Here is a 16,823-nt window from a genome sequence, read left to right as displayed (position 1 = left end):
TTGATTTAGCGCAATTTTGGCGGCAGAAAGCCTACCGCCAGAGGAGTATCAGGCGGAGAAAAACGCCATCAGAACGGGAACCAGCAGGCTCAAAATAAAGCCATGCACAATGGCGGCAGGCACCATCTCCAGCCCACCTGAACGCTGCAGGACCGGCAGGGTAAAGTCCATCGACGTGGCGCCACACAGCCCCAGTGCGGTCGAGCGACTGCGGCGCACCAGGCCCGGGATCAGCATAATGGCAATTAATTCCCGCGCCAGGTCGTTAAAGAAGGCGGCGCTCCCGATGACCGGACCGAACGATTCGGTCAGCAGAATACCGGAAAGGGAATACCAGCCAAATCCGGAGGCCATTGCCAGACCGGTTTTTAACGGCAGGCCGAGAATAAAGGCATTAATCACGCCCGCCACCAGTGAGCTAATGACGACGATAACCGCGACGATCATTCCACGGCGATTAAGGACAATCTGTTTCAACGTCATGCCATTATTTCGCAGCTGAATACCGATAAGGAACAGCAGGAAAATGAGGGTATATTCACTGGCTTCCGTCGCGTGCTGTAAAAAATTCCATCCGCTCAGCCCAAGAACAAAACCCAGCACCACGACGCCGCATAATTTTAAAGATTCCAGCGCCATTGCAATTCGTGACGGCAGTTTTTCCTGATGGTGGTGATTTTTCCACGGAATAGTGCGTTCAAGCCAGAAAAGTGCGGCAATATTGCACAGCAAAATAACGGCGCAGGTGACGACAGAATAATGCAGGATCGCCAGCAGATTGGTGGCCAGATTATCCAGAAACGCCAGGCTTATCCCCATAAAGAAAAGAATGACGTAGACAATCCAGCTCAGAAAACGGTTGATAAGCCGTAACGCGGATTCGCGATGCAGCGGGATAAGGTAGCCCACAATCAGAGGCAGCAGAATGATGAGGAGTCCTGAAAACATGAACAACGGGTCCTTGTGAGTATCTGTTAAGCGCCAGAGACACTACCCAATAAACGTTGTCAGGTAAAGGAGCAACAAAAAAGCCGGGTGGCAGCAACGCCTGACCCGGCCTGAGTGTTGTCATGCAGGTCGGGTAAGCGTAAGTGCTACCCGACTGCACACGCAATTAATCGCGTTTTTCCAGCAGGGTGCGATACAGCACGCCGCCCAGAATACCGCCGATGATTGGCATTACCCAGAACAGCCACAGCTGCTCAAGCGCCCAGCCGCCCTGGAAAATAGCGACGGCAGTACTGCGCGCCGGGTTTACGGAGGTGTTGGTGACCGGAATAGAGATCAGGTGGATAAGCGTCAGCGCCAGACCAATGGCAATAGGCGCGAAGCCCGCCGGGGCGTGTTTGTCGGTTGCGCCGTGGATCACCAGCAGGAAGCCTGCGGTCAGCACAATTTCAATCACGATGGCAGAGAGCATGGAGTAACCGCCAGGGGAGTGTTCGCCGAAACCGTTTGAGGCGAAGCCGCTTGCGGCGGCGTCAAAGCCGGCTTTACCGCTGGCAATAACGTACAGAACCGCTGCAGCAATAATTCCGCCAACAACCTGGGCCACAATATAACCAATGACTTCTTTAGCAGGGAAACGACCGCCCGCCCATAAACCTAATGTCACCGCCGGGTTAAAATGACCGCCGGAAATATGACCCACGGCAAACGCCATGGTTAATACGGTTAAACCGAATGCCAGCGCAACGCCGACAAAACCAATACCTAATTCCGGAAATGCTGCTGCCAGAACGGCGCTACCGCAGCCACCAAACACCAGCCAGAATGTACCAAAGCATTCTGCTGCTAATTTTCTAAACATAACCACCTCAATAATAAACTTCACACGCGTTCCTGCGTGCGGGATATCGTCAAAAAAGGGATGACGACTCAAAGAGCCATTATTTTAAAAACAAAAACATCCCTTCGCCACTAAAATTAATTCGGTTAATTTGATTTATGGCAACGTGATGTCATTCCTTGTTCAAATCGACGGTAAATAGAGCATAGACCAATTCTCTACAGCACGAAGGTTGTGCTGTCGTGTCAAAGTTCCTGCCGCTATACTGCTGATAACTTAAAGGAAAAAGTGATCATCTCGCGGGGGATTTATGCTTCTCGAACGTGTGGAAATTGTTGGGTTCCGCGGTATTAACCGCCTGTCGCTGCAGCTTGAGCAGAACAACGTCCTGATCGGTGAGAACGCGTGGGGTAAGTCCAGCCTGCTGGATGCGCTGACGCTGCTGCTTTCGCCCGAAGACGATCTGTATCACTTTGCCCATGATGATTTCTGGTTTCCTCCCGGCGATGTGAATGGCCGCGAAAAACACCTGCACATTATTCTGACGTTCCGCGAATCCGAGCCGGGGCGTCACCGCGTGCGACGCTTCCGGCCGTTATCACCCTGCTGGGTTCCGTGCGACGACGGTTTCCACCGGATTTTCTACCGGCTGGAAGGTGAGATGGCAGAAAACGAGGGCGTATTAACCCTGCGTGATTTCCTCGATGAGAAAGCCAACCCTATTCCGCTGGATGACATCGACGACCTGGCTCGCCACCTGATTCGCCTGATGCCGGTGTTGCGCCTGCGTGATGCGCGTTTTATGCGGCGGATCCGCAACGGCACCGTACCGAATATGCCGGAAGTGGAAGTGACCGCCCGCGAGCTGGATTTCCTGGCGCGAGAGCTGGTGGCGCGTCCGCAAAATCTGACCGATGGTCAAATCCGCCAGGGGTTGTCGGCAATGGTACAACTGCTGGAACACTATTTTTCCGAGCAGGGGACGTCGGAGTCGCGCCATCGTCTGATGCGCCGCCGCTCTCACGATGAACAACGCAGCTGGCGCTACCTCGATATCATTAACCGGATGATCGACAGGCCCGGTGGCCGTACCCATCGGGTGATTTTGCTGGGGCTGTTTTCGACGCTACTGCAGGCCAAGGGCACCGTTCGTCTCGACCGTGACGCCCGCCCGCTGCTGCTGGTGGAAGACCCGGAAACGCGCCTGCACCCGATCATGCTCTCGGTGGCGTGGCACCTGTTGAATCTGCTGCCGCTGCAGCGCGTGACCACCACCAATTCCGGCGAGTTATTGTCGCTGACCCCGGTCGAGCACGTCTGCCGTCTGGTACGTGAGTCTTCCCGCGTCACCGCCTATCGCCTCGGGCCGGGCGGGATGAACGCGGAAGAGGGACGTCGTATCTCGTTCCACATCCGCTTTAATCGTGCGTCGTCGCTGTTCGCCCGCTGCTGGCTGCTGGTTGAGGGAGAAACGGAAACCTGGGTTATCAACGAACTGGCGCGTCAGTGCGGACACCATTTTGATGCCGAAGGTATCAAGGTCATCGAATTTGCCCAGTCGGGGATCAAGCCGCTGATCAAATTCGCCCGGCGGATGGGCATTGAATGGCATGTGCTGGTGGATGGTGACGAGGCGGGGAAAAAATATGCCGCGACCGTGCGTGGCCTGCTGAATAATGAGCGCGAAGAAGAGCGCGACCACTTAACCATGCTGCCGGCCATGGACATGGAGCACTTTATGTACCGTCAGGGGTTCGACGACGTGTTCCACCGGATTGCGATGGTGCCGGTGGATGTGCCAATGAACATGCGGCGCGTGATTGCCAAAGCCATCCACCGCTCTTCAAAACCTGATTTAGCGATTGAGGTGGCGACGGAAGCGGGGAGACGTGGCGTGGAGTCCGTGCCGACGCTGCTGCGCAAGATGTTCTCCCGCGTGCTGTGGCTGGCACGCGGGAAAGCGGATTAAGCGCGGGTCGCCTGCGTGACCTGTTGCGTCAGGCTGTCCAGTAACGCATAGCGGCGGCGGTACTCAGCGCGCTTTTTGCTCGCAATCTCTTCCATCGGCTTACGGGGCATGGCGAGCGGCAGCATGAAGTGGCCGTTATCCTGTTTTTGCCCGCCGAGGGAGAGCCAGAAGCTGTCATAATCGGCCAGCAGTTTTCCCTCTTTTTTCTTGCGGTAACGCCAGCTGCGGTAGATATGCGTGGCGTTACTCACCGCGACAATATGCTCAACCGGGAAAGCTGCGCCAAGCGTCATTGCCGTTTCAACCAGCAGGCGTTTCGGGAACAGGCCGTGACACGCTTTGGTCGCTCCCTGGATCAGTTCATGTGGAACATGTGCTTTTGCCCCCTGCAGGCCGCCGATGAACAGCGTTGTTTTTCCTTCAAACGGGCACAGCGTGAAGGTCATTTCCGCCAGCACGGTATTCTGATGGTTACAAAAGACGAGGGTGGCTTCACCCTCTTTATCCATGAAGGCGTCGGCGCACAGGCGTACAGTAAACTGCTGTTCGTCTTTTCCGGTCAGGGTCAGCAGGGTTGCCCCCTGCGGCGAAAGGTAACCCTTGACCAGCGTTGCCGGAAGCTGGCGCGTCATGGTCTGGTAGTGCCAGGTCAGCGATTCCAGCGCCTGTCGGCGATCCATGTCCACCGTTAACCACGGGCGGTGCAGGCGGCACGGCAGCCCTGGTTGCACCTGCAACATTTGCATCAGGCGCGGCTGCTTTGCCAGCTCTGACAGCAGACGCGTGGTGCTGAACGGTGTCATCAGCGAACGGAGCATGAACTTACGTCGATAAGCGGGGTTTTGCCATGCCAGCCCCGGTGTGATCTTCCCGAAGGCCAGATTATTGAAGAGCTGCCAGCCGGATTTAGGCTGGGGCTGATGAGAAAAAAGTGTATCGACGATGGAAGACATGTTAGATCCTGCTTCTGAAGGAAGGGCTCTATTTCAGCAGGCGAAATTTCAACATCTCATCAACAAATTGAGGCGATTTCGGTGCGCGGGGGTTTCGTTGAGGAGTCGTTTAGATAGAATCAACGTTTATAATTGCCAGAACATTTATTTGGAATATTTATGAACCTCAAGGGAAAACGCAGAACGTGGTTTCTGCTGCTGGCGGTAATTGTTATCGGGGGAGGGTTCTGGCTATGGCAGATCCTGAATGCCCCTGTACCACAGTATCAAACACTGATTGTCCGTCCGGGCGAGCTGCAGCAAAACGTGCTGGCGACGGGAAAACTGGATGCCCTGCGCAAGGTTGACGTGGGTGCACAGGTAAGCGGTCAGTTGAAAACGCTGTCGGTTGAGATTGGCGACAAGGTGAAAAAAGGCCAGCTGCTGGGCGTTATCGATCCTGAGCAGGCGCAAAACCAGATCCGTGAGGTGGAAGCCACGCTCATGGAACTGCGTGCCCAGCGTGCACAGGCGCAGGCTGAGCGCAACCTGGCCCAGGTAACGTTAACGCGTCAGCAGGCGCTGGCCAAAACGCAGGCCATCTCGAAACAAGATTTAGACACGGCAGCCACCGAGCTGGCGGTTAAGCAGGCGCAGATCGGGACTATCGATGCGCAGATCAAGCGCAACCAGGCCTCGCTGGATACGGCCAAAACCAACCTCGACTATACGCAGATTGTGGCGCCCATGGCCGGGGAAGTGACTCAAATTACCACGCTGCAGGGGCAAACGGTGATTGCGGCGCAGCAGGCGCCCAACATTCTGACCCTGGCGGACATGAGCACCATGCTGGTGAAAGCCCAGGTCTCAGAGGCGGATGTTATTCATCTGAAGCCGGGGCAGAAAGCCTGGTTTACCGTCCTCGGCGATCCTCAGACGCGCTATGAAGGCGCGCTAAAAGACATTCTGCCGACGCCGGAAAAAGTGAACGATGCCATCTTCTACTATGCGCGCTTCGAGGTGCCTAACCCGCAGGGTGTGTTGCGTCTGGACATGACCGCACAGGTGCACATTCAGCTTACCGGCGTGAAAAATGTGCTCACCATTCCTCTCTCTGCGCTGGGTGAATCCACCGGCGAGAGCCGCTATAAAGTGAAAGTGCTGCGCAACGGCGAAACGCGTGAGCGAGAAGTGGTCATTGGTGCGCGTAATGACACCGACGTGGTGGTGGTCAAAGGGCTGGAAGAGGGTGAGGAGGTTGTCACCAGCGAAAGCCTGCCCGGAGCCGCTAAATGACGGCGTTGCTTGAGCTGAATGACATTCGTCGCAGCTATCCGTCGGGTGATGGCCCGGTTGAGGTGCTGAAGGGGATCACCCTGCGCGTCGAAGCGGGCGAGATGGTGGCGATTGTCGGTGCGTCCGGCTCCGGTAAATCGACGCTGATGAATATTCTCGGCTGTCTGGACAGACCCACCAGCGGCACCTATCGGGTGGCCGGTATGGATGTTTCCACGCTGGACGGTGACGCGCTGGCAAAACTGCGGCGGGAACATTTCGGTTTTATCTTCCAGCGTTACCATCTGCTCTCTCACCTGACGGCGGCGCAGAACGTCGAAGTGCCGGCGGTCTATGCCGGCGTCGAGCGGAAAAAACGCCTTGAGCGCGCCCAGATGCTGCTGACGCGTCTGGGGCTGGCGGAGCGGGTGGAGTACCAGCCCTCGCAGCTCTCCGGCGGCCAGCAGCAGCGTGTCAGTATCGCACGCGCGCTAATGAACGGCGGTCAGGTGATCCTCGCAGATGAACCGACCGGGGCGCTCGACAGCCATTCGGGTGAAGAGGTGATGGCGATCCTTCACCAGCTTCGCGATCAGGGGCATACGGTCATCATCGTTACCCACGATCCGCAGGTGGCTGCACAGGCCGAGCGCATCATTGAGATCCGCGACGGAGAGCTGGTCAGCAACCCGCCGGCGCGACACGCCCGGGCGGCGGCACCGAAAGAAGTCCTGCCGGCGTCAACCGGCTGGGGACAATTTTCCAGCGGGTTTCGTGAGGCGCTGACCATGGCCTGGCTGGCGATGGCTGCCAACAAAATGCGCACCCTGTTGACCATGCTGGGCATCATCATTGGTATCGCCTCGGTGGTGTCGATTGTGGTCGTGGGCGACGCGGCCAAACAGCTGGTGCTGGCGGATATTCGGGCCATCGGGACCAACACCATTGATGTCTATCCCGGCAAAGATTTTGGCGATGACGAGCCGCAGTATCAGCAGGCGCTGAAGTATGACGATCTGGCGGCTATCCAGAAGCAGCCGTGGGTGAATTCGGCCACGCCGGCGGTCTCGCAAAACCTCCGTCTGCGGGTAGGCAATGTTGACGTTGCTGCCAGCGCCAACGGCGTCAGCGGCGATTACTTTAACGTCTATGGCATGACCTTCAGCGAAGGTGCCACCTTCAATGCCGAGCAGTTAGCGGGCCGGGCGCAGGTGGTGGTGCTTGATGCCAACTCGCGCCGGCAGCTCTTCCCCAATAAAACCAACGTGGTGGGCGAGGTTATCCTGGTCGGAAACATGCCTGCGACGGTGATTGGCGTGGCGGAAGAGAAACAGTCGATGTTTGGCAGCAGCAAGATCCTGCGCGTCTGGCTGCCCTATACCACCATCTCCGGGCGGATTATGGGGCAGTCCTGGCTGAACTCCATCACCGTTCGCGTGAAGGAGGGCTACGACAGCGCGCAGGCCGAGCAACAGCTGGAACGGCTGCTGACGTTGCGTCACGGGAAGAAAGATTTCTTCACCTGGAACATGGACGGTCTCTTGAAAACGGCGGAAAAGACCACACGTACTCTTCAGCTGTTCCTGACGCTGGTGGCGGTGATCTCGCTGGTGGTTGGCGGTATCGGGGTGATGAATATCATGCTGGTATCGGTCACGGAACGTACCCGGGAGATTGGCATCCGCATGGCAGTCGGTGCCAGAGCCAGCGATGTGCTGCAGCAATTTTTGATTGAAGCGGTGCTGGTGTGTCTGGTGGGCGGCGCGATGGGCATTGCGCTGTCGATGATGATCGCGTTTGCTCTGCAGCTTTTTTTACCCGGCTGGGAGATTGGTTTCTCGCCGGTGGCCATTTTTACCGCATTTTTGTGTTCGACTTTTACCGGCATTTTGTTTGGCTGGCTGCCTGCCCGCAATGCGGCGCGTCTGGATCCTGTGGATGCGTTGGCTCGCGAATAGGCTGAAAATAAAAATGCCAGCCGATCGGGCTGGCATTTTGACGGCGGGATGTACACAATAAAACAGAGAGCTATGCGACCGTTTCTGCTTCAATGGGTACGATCAGGCTTGCATGATTGCCTTTTGGTCCCTGGTGTACATCGAACCGGACGGACTGCCCGGCTTTGAGCGTTCTGTAACCATCCATCTGAATGGTGGAATAGTGAGCGAAGATATCCTCGCCGCCGCCTTCGGGGCAGATGAAGCCAAACCCTTTGGCGTTGTTGAACCACTTAACAGTACCCATTTCCATGCTTCGACATCCTTCGTAAATCTTATAAGTTAAGATGGAATGAACCGGTGGTGGAGTGGGGGCTGTTCAAAACCTCGCCATCTCACGCTTGTACAATTTAGAGAAACGAAAGAAGTCGTCAAGCGTTTGGCGCTTGAGATGGGACAATAATCAACCAAAGTTTGAAGCAGTTAACGCTATTGCAACAGTTTGTGACAGACATCGCGGATGACAGTAATAGATGATTGTTATCTAACATCTGAGGTAGATTCAAAGTGGTTATGCAAAATGGGTAAGACCAACGACTGGCTGGATTTTGACCAGCTGGCGGAAGATAAAGTGCGTGACGCGCTAAAACCGCCATCTATGTATAAAGTTATGTTAATGAACGATGATTACACGCCGATGGAATTTGTTATTGACGTGCTACAAAAGTTCTTTTCTTATGATGTAGAACGTGCAACGCAACTGATGCTTACCGTTCATTATCGTGGCAAAGCTATCTGCGGCATCTTTACCGCCGAAGTGGCGGAGACCAAAGTCGCGATGGTGAACGATTATGCGAGGGAGAACGAGCATCCGTTGCTGTGTACGCTGGAAAAGGCCTGATAAGGCATAAAATTTGGGGGAGGTGCCTATGCTCAATCAAGAACTGGAACTCAGTTTAAATATGGCTTTCGCCAGAGCGCGTGAGCACCGACATGAGTTTATGACCGTCGAGCATTTACTGCTCGCACTGCTTAGCAACCCATCTGCCCGCGAAGCGCTGGAAGCCTGCTCCGTGGATCTGGTGGCGCTACGTCAGGAACTCGAAGCCTTCATCGAACAAACCACACCGGTGCTGCCAGCCAGTGAAGAAGAGCGCGACACGCAGCCGACGCTCAGCTTCCAGCGCGTGTTGCAGCGTGCGGTATTCCACGTCCAGTCTTCCGGACGTAGCGAAGTGACGGGCGCAAATGTGCTGGTCGCCATCTTCAGCGAGCAGGAGTCACAGGCTGCCTACCTGCTGCGCAAACACGAAGTCAGCCGACTCGACGTGGTTAACTTTATCTCTCACGGAACGCGTAAAGACGAGCCGAACCAGGCATCGGATTCCAGCAATCAGGTCAATAACAATGAAGAGCAAGCAGGCGGGGAGGATCGTATGGAAAACTTCACCACCAATCTCAACCAGCTTGCTCGCGTTGGCGGTATCGACCCGCTGATTGGTCGCGATAAAGAGCTGGAGCGCGCGATCCAGGTATTGTGCCGTCGCCGCAAGAACAACCCGCTGCTGGTGGGTGAATCTGGCGTCGGTAAAACCGCGATTGCCGAGGGTCTCGCCTGGCGTATTGTGCAGGGCGACGTACCGGAAGTGATTGCCGATTGCACCATCTACTCGCTGGATATTGGCTCGCTGCTGGCGGGCACTAAATACCGCGGCGATTTTGAAAAACGCTTTAAGGCGCTTTTGAAACAGCTCGAGCAGGACACCAACAGCATTCTGTTTATCGATGAGATCCACACCATCATCGGTGCCGGTGCGGCCTCGGGTGGCCAGGTGGATGCCGCTAACCTGATCAAACCGCTGCTCTCCAGCGGTAAGATCCGCGTGATTGGCTCTACAACGTATCAGGAGTTCAGCAACATCTTTGAGAAAGATCGTGCCCTGGCGCGTCGTTTCCAGAAAATCGATGTGACTGAACCTTCTGTTGAAGAAACCGTGCAGATCATCAACGGTCTGAAACCGAAGTACGAAGCGCACCACGATGTGCGTTATACCGCCAAAGCGGTGCGTGCGGCGGTGGAGCTGGCGGTGAAATACATCAACGATCGTCATCTGCCGGATAAGGCCATTGACGTGATTGATGAGGCAGGGGCGCGTGCGCGTCTGATGCCAGCCAGCAAGCGTAAGAAAACCGTTAACGTGGCGGATATCGAGACCGTGGTGGCCCGTATCGCGCGTATCCCTGAGAAGAGCGTTTCTCAGAGCGACCGTGACACGCTGCGCACCCTTGGCAATCGCCTGAAAATGCTGGTCTTTGGGCAGGATAAAGCCATTGAGGCGTTAACCGAAGCCATCAAGATGGCCCGTGCCGGACTGGGGCATGAACATAAGCCTGTCGGTTCCTTCCTGTTCGCCGGTCCGACCGGTGTGGGGAAAACCGAGGTAACGGTTCAGCTTTCCAAAGCGCTGGGCATTGAGCTGCTGCGTTTTGATATGTCCGAGTACATGGAGCGTCACACCGTCAGCCGTTTGATTGGTGCGCCTCCGGGCTATGTAGGCTTTGACCAGGGCGGTCTGTTAACTGACGCGGTGATCAAGCATCCGCACGCGGTACTGCTGCTCGATGAAATCGAGAAAGCGCACCCGGACGTGTTCAACATCCTGCTGCAGGTGATGGACAACGGGACGCTGACCGATAACAACGGGCGCAAGGCGGACTTCCGCAATGTCGTGCTGGTAATGACCACCAACGCCGGTGTACGTGAAACGGAGCGCAAATCTATCGGCCTTATCCATCAGGATAACAGCACCGATGCGATGGAAGAGATCAAGAAGATCTTTACGCCGGAGTTCCGTAACCGTCTGGACAACATTATCTGGTTCGATCACCTCTCTACCGAGGTTATCCATCAGGTAGTGGATAAGTTCATCGTCGAGCTGCAGGTTCAACTGGATCAGAAAGGCGTATCGCTGGAAGTGAGCCAGGAGGCCCGCAACTGGCTGGCTGAGAAAGGCTACGACCGTGCGATGGGGGCCCGTCCAATGGCGCGTGTGATTCAGGACAACCTGAAGAAACCGCTGGCGAACGAGCTGCTGTTTGGCTTGCTGGTAGATGGCGGCCAGGTGACAGTCGCGCTGGACCAGGAGAAGAATGAGCTGACGTACGATTTCCAGAGTGCGCAGAAGCACAAGCCGGAAGCGGCTCACTAATTTCCTGCATTAGTCTTAAAAACCGGGCAACTCACTGCCCGGTTTTTTTATCCCTGCCCGCACCGAAACTTTGCGAGGCGCTTTCCATATTTTCATCTCACTCATTGCTGTATAAATTCACAGTCCTAGAATGGCGGCGCACCTGCAAAATCAGGTGTCAGGATTGGCGTCCTGAAAGTGTGTGAGCAGCACCATTGCTGCAGGCTTCGTTCGCCCTAAGGAAAAGGGTATAATTCTGCATCTGGCGGGCGAATCGGAAGCTTCTTTTGAAGCGCCAGTAGCACACACACTGGTACGCCAATTCCTTTTCGTCCGCCGCCAGCGAATCTGGCGTTTCCTGCGGTGGTAACTCAACGTGTGTGAAGGTATTACCCAATGAATACAGAAAACTCTTTCTCCCAGCTCTACAGCGAACTCTCCCTCAACCCCGATCTCCCGACCCTGGCCGGGCGCTGCATGCTGCTCACCGAAATTCTGCTGGACTGCAACGCCCACCCGCAAACGCAGCCCGTGTGCCGCTGTTTAGGCGCGTATCTGGAAGAAGTCAAAAGCGGACTCACAGAATCAATGCGTGATTTTCAGATAGTGGAATTTGAGGAGGACGCTGAACCACCGCGACAAAAAGCGTGGCTTCTGGAAGATACCGAAACAAAGTGCGACTACTGCCGGGCAGTAAACCACGTGCTGCTGGTGTCCCATTTTGATCGGGATATGCTGCCGCACCTGACGGGATTGCTGCATGAGATGGTGCATTCCATGGCCGGGGATTTAATCACGCCGGCGCAGCCCCGCATGACAATACATCTTCCTGCCCGGCATTAAGCCGTTAAATAAAAAAGGCCGGGGTTAACCCGACCTTTATATATTCATCTGCCATTACAGGCGAAAACAATTAGCGACTACGGAAGACAATGCGGCCTTTGCTCAGGTCGTACGGGGTCAGTTCAACAGTCACTTTGTCGCCCGTTAAAATGCGGATATAGTTTTTGCGCATTTTACCGGAGATGTGCGCAGTTACCACGTGACCGTTTTCCAGCTCTACGCGAAACATGGTGTTAGGCAACGTATCAAGTACGGTACCCTGCATTTCAATATTGTCTTCTTTGGCCATCTAATCCTCTGGGGTATCACTACCAAGTTTTGAACCGGCAAGATAATGCCGAAATTCATCAATTAAGTAAAGAATTGCGCGTTTAAAACGCAGCAAAATAGTTTCGGCGCATTGCCCAAGCGTCACGGTACAACCGAACGGAAAGCGCATTCGTAAAGGGGATACAACAGGATAAACGTCAGGACGTTATCTGAAGCGGAGGACCCAAACGGCGGCGAGGCAACAGGCAGAACCTACTCTGCGGCATAATTATAACACCCTCACAAAAAATATGCGGAAAACATTTAGGCATTGGGCATAAAGAGCGTTCTTGGTACCCAGAAGTCTCGCGGCAGCTTCTCCTGACGGCAAACGTCCAGATGTTCTATGTAGTGGCGGCGGGGGATTTCAACCGCGCCGAGCGAGGCAGTATGCTCATTGAGGACCTGGCAATCCATCAGTTTTCCGCCGCGCTGGGCAAACTCCTGGCAGAAGATCAGCAGCGCGGTTTTCGAGGCATTCACGGCACGGGAGAACATCGATTCGCCGCAAAACAGCGTCCCCTGCGCAACGCCATACATCCCGCCGACGAGTTCACCGTCTTGCCAGACTTCAATGGAGTGCGCGAAACCCAGCTCATGCAGCTGGTGATAGGCGGTAATGATATCGCGGGTGATCCAGGTTCCTTCATGACGGTCTTCGGCACAGCCTTCAATGACCTGACCGAAGGCATGATTCAGGGTGACGCGGTAGGGTGATTTCGCATGGAAACGCTTCATGCTGCGGCTCAGGTGAAACTGCGCCGGCCACAGCACGGCACGGGGATCGGGCGACCACCATAAAATCGGGTCGCCGGGTGAAAACCACGGGAAAATGCCGCGCTGGTAAGCCATCAAAAGCCGCGCAGGACTGAGGTCGCCGCCAAGGGCCAGCAGCCCATTAGGTTCACGCAGCGCTCCCTCCGGCGAAGGGAACGCGATGTTATGACGAGAAAGCTGGACCAGGCGCATGACAGCAGAACTCCAATACGCGAGTTAGGATCGGTACAAATATAGTCTACAGACGCTGTTTAAACTGGTAGTAGCGACCCTGTTTCGCCAACAGTTCTGTGTGACTACCTTGCTCAATAATATGTCCGTTGTCCATCACAATTATCTGATCAAAACTCGCCAGCCCGCGCAGGCGGTGGGTGACCATCAGCACGGTTTTTCCGGTCATAACATGGGCCAGTAAATCAAGGATTTGGCTCTCGGTTGTTGCGTCCAGCCCTTCGGTGGGTTCATCAAGCAGCATCAGCGGCGCATCGTGCAACAACGCGCGTGCAATCGCCAGACGGCGCAACTCGCCGCCGGAGAGCTGACGACCGCCTTCCCCGAGCCAGCCGTTCAGCCCGTCGTTCTCAAGCAGTTTTTGCAGCCCAACCTGCTCCAGCATGGCGCACAGATCATCGTCGGAGGCCTGAGGTGCCGCGAGCAGCAGGTTATCACGCAGCGTCGCGCTGAAGAGGTGCACGCGCTGCGGAACCACGCTCACGGTCTTGCGCAGCGTCTGTTCGCTGAAGTCGGTCAGCGGCGTATCGTTAAACCGAATCTGACCGTGCTGCGGATCCCAGGCGCGGGTCAGCAACTGAAGAAGGGTGGATTTACCGCAACCGGTACGACCGAGGAGCGCAATCCGCTGGCCTGCTTTAACAGACAGCGTGATCCCTTCCAGCGCGTTTTGCGCCTGTTTTTCATAGGCAAAGGTGACGTTATCCAGGGTCAGCGCAACCTGCGCCGGCACGGCGGTCTGAGCGCCGCTGAATGTAACCTCCGGCTCCTGCTCGGCAATCTGGGTGATGCGCAGGGCAGAAGCGATGACCTGTCCGAGATGCTGGAAGGCGCCCGTCACCGGGGCCAGCGCTTCAAACGCGGCCAGGGCGCAGAAAACGAAGAGGGCAATCAGAGGGCCGGGCTGGGTATTCCCGCCTACGCCACCTGAAGCCATCCACAGCATGGCGATGACCGCCACGCCGCCGATTAACATCATCAGCGCCTGGGAGAATGCCGTCAGCTCCGACTGGCGGCGCTGAGCTTCATGCCAGTTCAGCTCAGTGCTTTCCATTTGACTGCGATAACGCGTGCTGGCACCAAAAATGGTCAGTTCCGCCTGTCCCTGCAGCCACGATGTCAGCTGCTGTCGATAGTCGCCGCGCAGTCGCGTCAGGTTCTCGCCGGTGGATTTACCTGCACGATAAAACAGCGGTGGCAGGATAATCAGCGTCAGCAGCATGATGCCACCCAGCGTGAGCGCAACGGAAACGTCCAGAACCGACAACCCCAGCGTGACCACCACAATCACCACAAACGCCCCCACGATGGGCGAGATGACGCGCAGGTAAAGGTGATCCAGCGTGTCGACATCGGCTACGACACGGTTGAGTAACTCACCCTGACGAAAACGCGCCAGCCCGGCAGGGGAGAGGGGTAACAGTTTGCTGAAGGTGTAAATGCGCAGGTGCTGTAGCACGCGGAAAGTGGCGTCGTGGCTGACCAGACGCTCAAAATAACGTCCGGCAGTACGCGTGATTGCGGTGCCGCGAACGCCTGCAGCCGGAAGCATATAGTTAAAGCTGTATAAACCCGCGAACCCCGCGACGGCCGAAGCGGACAAGAACCAGCCGGAGAGCGTAAGCAGACCGATGCTGGCAAGCAGGGTAACAATCGCCAGCACAATGCCCAGCAGCAGCATCCATTTATGGCGTTTATAGAGCGCTAGATAAGGAAGCAGAGCACGCATCAGATATCCTCCTGACGGTTTGCCAGCAGGGTTGCAAACGGGCCCTGCGCGGCAACGAGAGAGGCGTAATCGCCTTGCTCAACAATATGACCATTTTCCATGACCCAAATCTGATCCCAGTCAGCAATACCTTCCAGCTGATGGGTGACCATCAGGGTGGTCTGCTGCCGCGAGGCCGCATTCAGGGCATCCATGACGCGTTGCTCACTGTGCGCGTCAAGGCTCGCTGCTGGCTCGTCGAGCAGCAAGAGCTGGCATGGGTTAAGCAGCGCGCGGGCAACCGCCACACGCTGGGCCTGACCGACTGACAGGCCGGCAGACTGGTCACCGACAACGGTATCGACACCCTGCGGAAGCTGCGGCAGAAACTCGCTGACCCAGGCGCGGTCGAGCACGGATTGCAGTTCATCGTCACGTGCATCCGGGCGAGCCAGCAGCACATTGTCTCGCAACGTGGCGGCAGGAAGCTGAGGGTTTTGTCCCACCCAGCTAAGCTGTTTACGCCAGGCAAGCGGATCGAGATCGCGCAGTTCAGTTTGGTTGATCCGCAGCGATCCGGTGTAGGCCATAAAACCCGATAGCGCATTGAGCAGAGAGCTTTTCCCTGAACCGCTGATGCCTACGAGCACCACACGTTTTCCGGCCGGAAGGGTAAAGTTAAGCGGGCCTGCCAGCACGTTGCCTTCAGGCGACAGAATGGAGAAATCACGCGCTTCAAGGGTAACCGGCTCTTTGGCGTTCAGCGTCACGTCACCGCGTTCCGGATGCGCCAGTGGCGTTTCCATAAACGTCTTCAGGCTGTCAGCCGCGCCCACGGCCTGCGCTTTTGCATGATAGAAGGTACCCAGATCGCGAAGCGGCTGGAAAAATTCGGGGGCCAGTATCAGCGCAAGGAAACCGGCTGAAAGGGTCACCGCCGTGCCGTAGTGGCCAAAATCCAGCGCGCCGAGATACGAGAAGCCAAAGTAGACCGCCACAAGTGCAATCGACAGCGAGGTAAAGAATTCGAGTACGCCGGAGGAGAGGAACGCCAGACGTAACACTTCCATGGTGCGCTGACGGAAATCCTGCGATGCGAGGCGGATATTTTCAGTTTCCGCTTCACCGCGGCCAAAAATGCGCAACGTTTCCATGCCGCGCAGACGGTCAAGGAAATGGCCGCTTAAGCGACCCAGAGCCAGAAAGTTACGTCGGTTAGCGTCCGCGGCACCCATGCCCACCAGCGCCATAAACAGCGGGATCAGCGGGGCTGTGCCCAGCAGGATCAGCGCTGCCATCCAGTTGACCGGGAAAATGGCGATGACAATCAGCAACGGAACGAAGACGGCTAGCGCCATCTGTGGCAGATAGCGCGCATAGTAGTCATGCATATCGTCAATCTGCTCAAGGATCAGCGTCGCCCAGCTTCCCGCGGGTTTACCCTGGATCCACGCCGGACCGGCCTCCTGAAGGCGGTCAAGCACCTGACGGCGGATCTCATAGCGGATATGCTGTCCGGCGTGAAAACCCACGCGCTCACGCAGCCAGACCACCCAGGCACGAAGAACAAAAATCAGGATCAGGACGATAAAGGGCAACAGGAGCGCTTCGCGCGGAATGTTCTCCATGATCATGTGATTAAGAATGCGGGCCAGCAGCCATGCCTGGGCAACAATCAACAGACCACTGACAAACCCCAGAAAACGGGAGATTGTTAGCCAGCGGCGGGAAAGAACGCTTTGCTGTTTCAGCCAGCGTGTTAACTCTTGTTGACGGGTTTTTTCCATTGCGTACTTAGCAGGTGACGTTATTAGAAGTTGGGCAGCGCAATGTTACAACGGAGAGACAATAAAGGCGACTTATCG

The 16,823-nt window shown here is 56.1% G+C and carries 14 protein-coding genes; 6 read left to right on the top strand and 8 right to left on the bottom strand.

The features are described 5' to 3' along the window. Positions 1-48: 48 nt before the first annotated feature. Positions 49-948 (bottom strand): lysine exporter LysO family protein, encoded by a 900-nt coding sequence (locus tag AM410_RS23080; RefSeq protein WP_020884841.1) that lies wholly within the window; start codon positions 946-948, stop codon positions 49-51. Between the two features lie 166 nt (positions 949-1,114). After that, on the bottom strand, positions 1,115-1,810 hold the full coding sequence (aqpZ, locus tag AM410_RS23075) for an aquaporin Z (protein WP_025204573.1): 696 nt from the start codon (positions 1,808-1,810) through the stop codon (positions 1,115-1,117). Positions 1,811-2,099: 289 nt separating this feature from the next. Between aqpZ and AM410_RS23070 the strand changes: the two genes are divergently transcribed. After that, positions 2,100-3,758 (top strand): ATP-dependent endonuclease, encoded by a 1,659-nt coding sequence (locus tag AM410_RS23070; protein WP_014169354.1) that lies wholly within the window; start codon positions 2,100-2,102, stop codon positions 3,756-3,758. On the opposite strand, the gene AM410_RS23065 is transcribed toward AM410_RS23070, so the two are convergent. Further along, complete coding sequence (locus AM410_RS23065) at positions 3,755-4,711, bottom strand: VirK/YbjX family protein (RefSeq protein ID WP_073395845.1); 957 nt, start codon at positions 4,709-4,711, stop codon at positions 3,755-3,757. The genes AM410_RS23070 and AM410_RS23065 overlap by 4 nt on opposite strands. Positions 4,712-4,870: 159 nt before the next feature. Here AM410_RS23065 and macA point away from each other — a divergent pair, with 159 nt between their 5' ends. Together macA and macB are read left to right on the top strand one after the other, a co-directional pair. Next, entirely contained in the window at positions 4,871-5,986 is a 1,116-nt protein-coding gene (gene macA, locus AM410_RS23060) for a macrolide transporter subunit MacA (RefSeq protein WP_020884838.1), read from the top strand. Beyond that, on the top strand, positions 5,983-7,923 hold the full coding sequence (gene macB / locus AM410_RS23055; protein ID WP_059305594.1) for a macrolide ABC transporter ATP-binding protein/permease MacB: 1,941 nt from the start codon (positions 5,983-5,985) through the stop codon (positions 7,921-7,923). Before macA ends, macB begins: the two co-directional genes overlap by 4 nt. Positions 7,924-7,993: 70 nt before the next feature. On the opposite strand, the gene cspD is transcribed toward macB, so the two are convergent. Beyond that, the gene (cspD, locus tag AM410_RS23050) at positions 7,994-8,215 is read right to left on the bottom strand and encodes a cold shock-like protein CspD (RefSeq protein ID WP_008499993.1); all 222 of its coding nucleotides are present in this window, start codon (positions 8,213-8,215) and stop codon (positions 7,994-7,996) included. A 267-nt stretch (positions 8,216-8,482) separates the two neighbouring features. Between cspD and clpS the strand changes: the two genes are divergently transcribed. The 3 genes from clpS to AM410_RS23035 all read left to right on the top strand — a co-directional run bounded on the left by clpS (position 8,483) and on the right by AM410_RS23035 (position 11,933). Then, positions 8,483-8,803 (top strand): ATP-dependent Clp protease adapter ClpS, encoded by a 321-nt coding sequence (gene clpS, locus AM410_RS23045; protein ID WP_006174393.1) that lies wholly within the window; start codon positions 8,483-8,485, stop codon positions 8,801-8,803. Positions 8,804-8,831: 28 nt separating this feature from the next. After that, positions 8,832-11,111: an ATP-dependent Clp protease ATP-binding subunit ClpA gene (clpA, locus tag AM410_RS23040; protein WP_020884836.1), complete on the top strand. Its 2,280-nt coding sequence runs from the start codon at positions 8,832-8,834 to the stop codon at positions 11,109-11,111. 375 nt (positions 11,112-11,486) lie between these two features. Next, on the top strand, positions 11,487-11,933 hold the full coding sequence (locus AM410_RS23035; protein ID WP_032681340.1) for a hypothetical protein: 447 nt from the start codon (positions 11,487-11,489) through the stop codon (positions 11,931-11,933). Positions 11,934-12,003: 70 nt separating this feature from the next. Here the strand turns inward: AM410_RS23035 and infA are convergent, their stop codons facing one another. From infA to cydD, 4 genes are all read right to left on the bottom strand, one after another. Then, the gene (gene infA / locus AM410_RS23030) at positions 12,004-12,222 is read right to left on the bottom strand and encodes a translation initiation factor IF-1 (protein ID WP_002211347.1); all 219 of its coding nucleotides are present in this window, start codon (positions 12,220-12,222) and stop codon (positions 12,004-12,006) included. 284 nt (positions 12,223-12,506) lie between these two features. Beyond that, positions 12,507-13,211: a leucyl/phenylalanyl-tRNA--protein transferase gene (gene aat, locus AM410_RS23025; RefSeq protein WP_014169362.1), complete on the bottom strand. Its 705-nt coding sequence runs from the start codon at positions 13,209-13,211 to the stop codon at positions 12,507-12,509. A gap of 46 nt (positions 13,212-13,257) precedes the next feature. Further along, a complete protein-coding gene (cydC, locus tag AM410_RS23020) occupies positions 13,258-14,979 on the bottom strand; it encodes a heme ABC transporter ATP-binding protein/permease CydC (protein WP_073395847.1) in 1,722 nt (573 codons plus the stop codon). Continuing rightward, entirely contained in the window at positions 14,979-16,745 is a 1,767-nt protein-coding gene (gene cydD / locus AM410_RS23015; protein WP_032681338.1) for a heme ABC transporter permease/ATP-binding protein CydD, read from the bottom strand. Before cydD ends, cydC begins: the two co-directional genes overlap by 1 nt. Between the last annotated feature and the right edge of the window lie 78 nt (positions 16,746-16,823).

It is taken from the genome of Enterobacter cloacae complex sp. FDA-CDC-AR_0164 (assembly GCF_003071645.1).
Taxonomy (GTDB): Bacteria; Pseudomonadota; Gammaproteobacteria; order Enterobacterales; family Enterobacteriaceae; genus Enterobacter; species Enterobacter ludwigii.
Note: the sequence above shows the minus strand (reverse complement) of the source record. Positions and strands in the feature narration are given on the sequence as shown.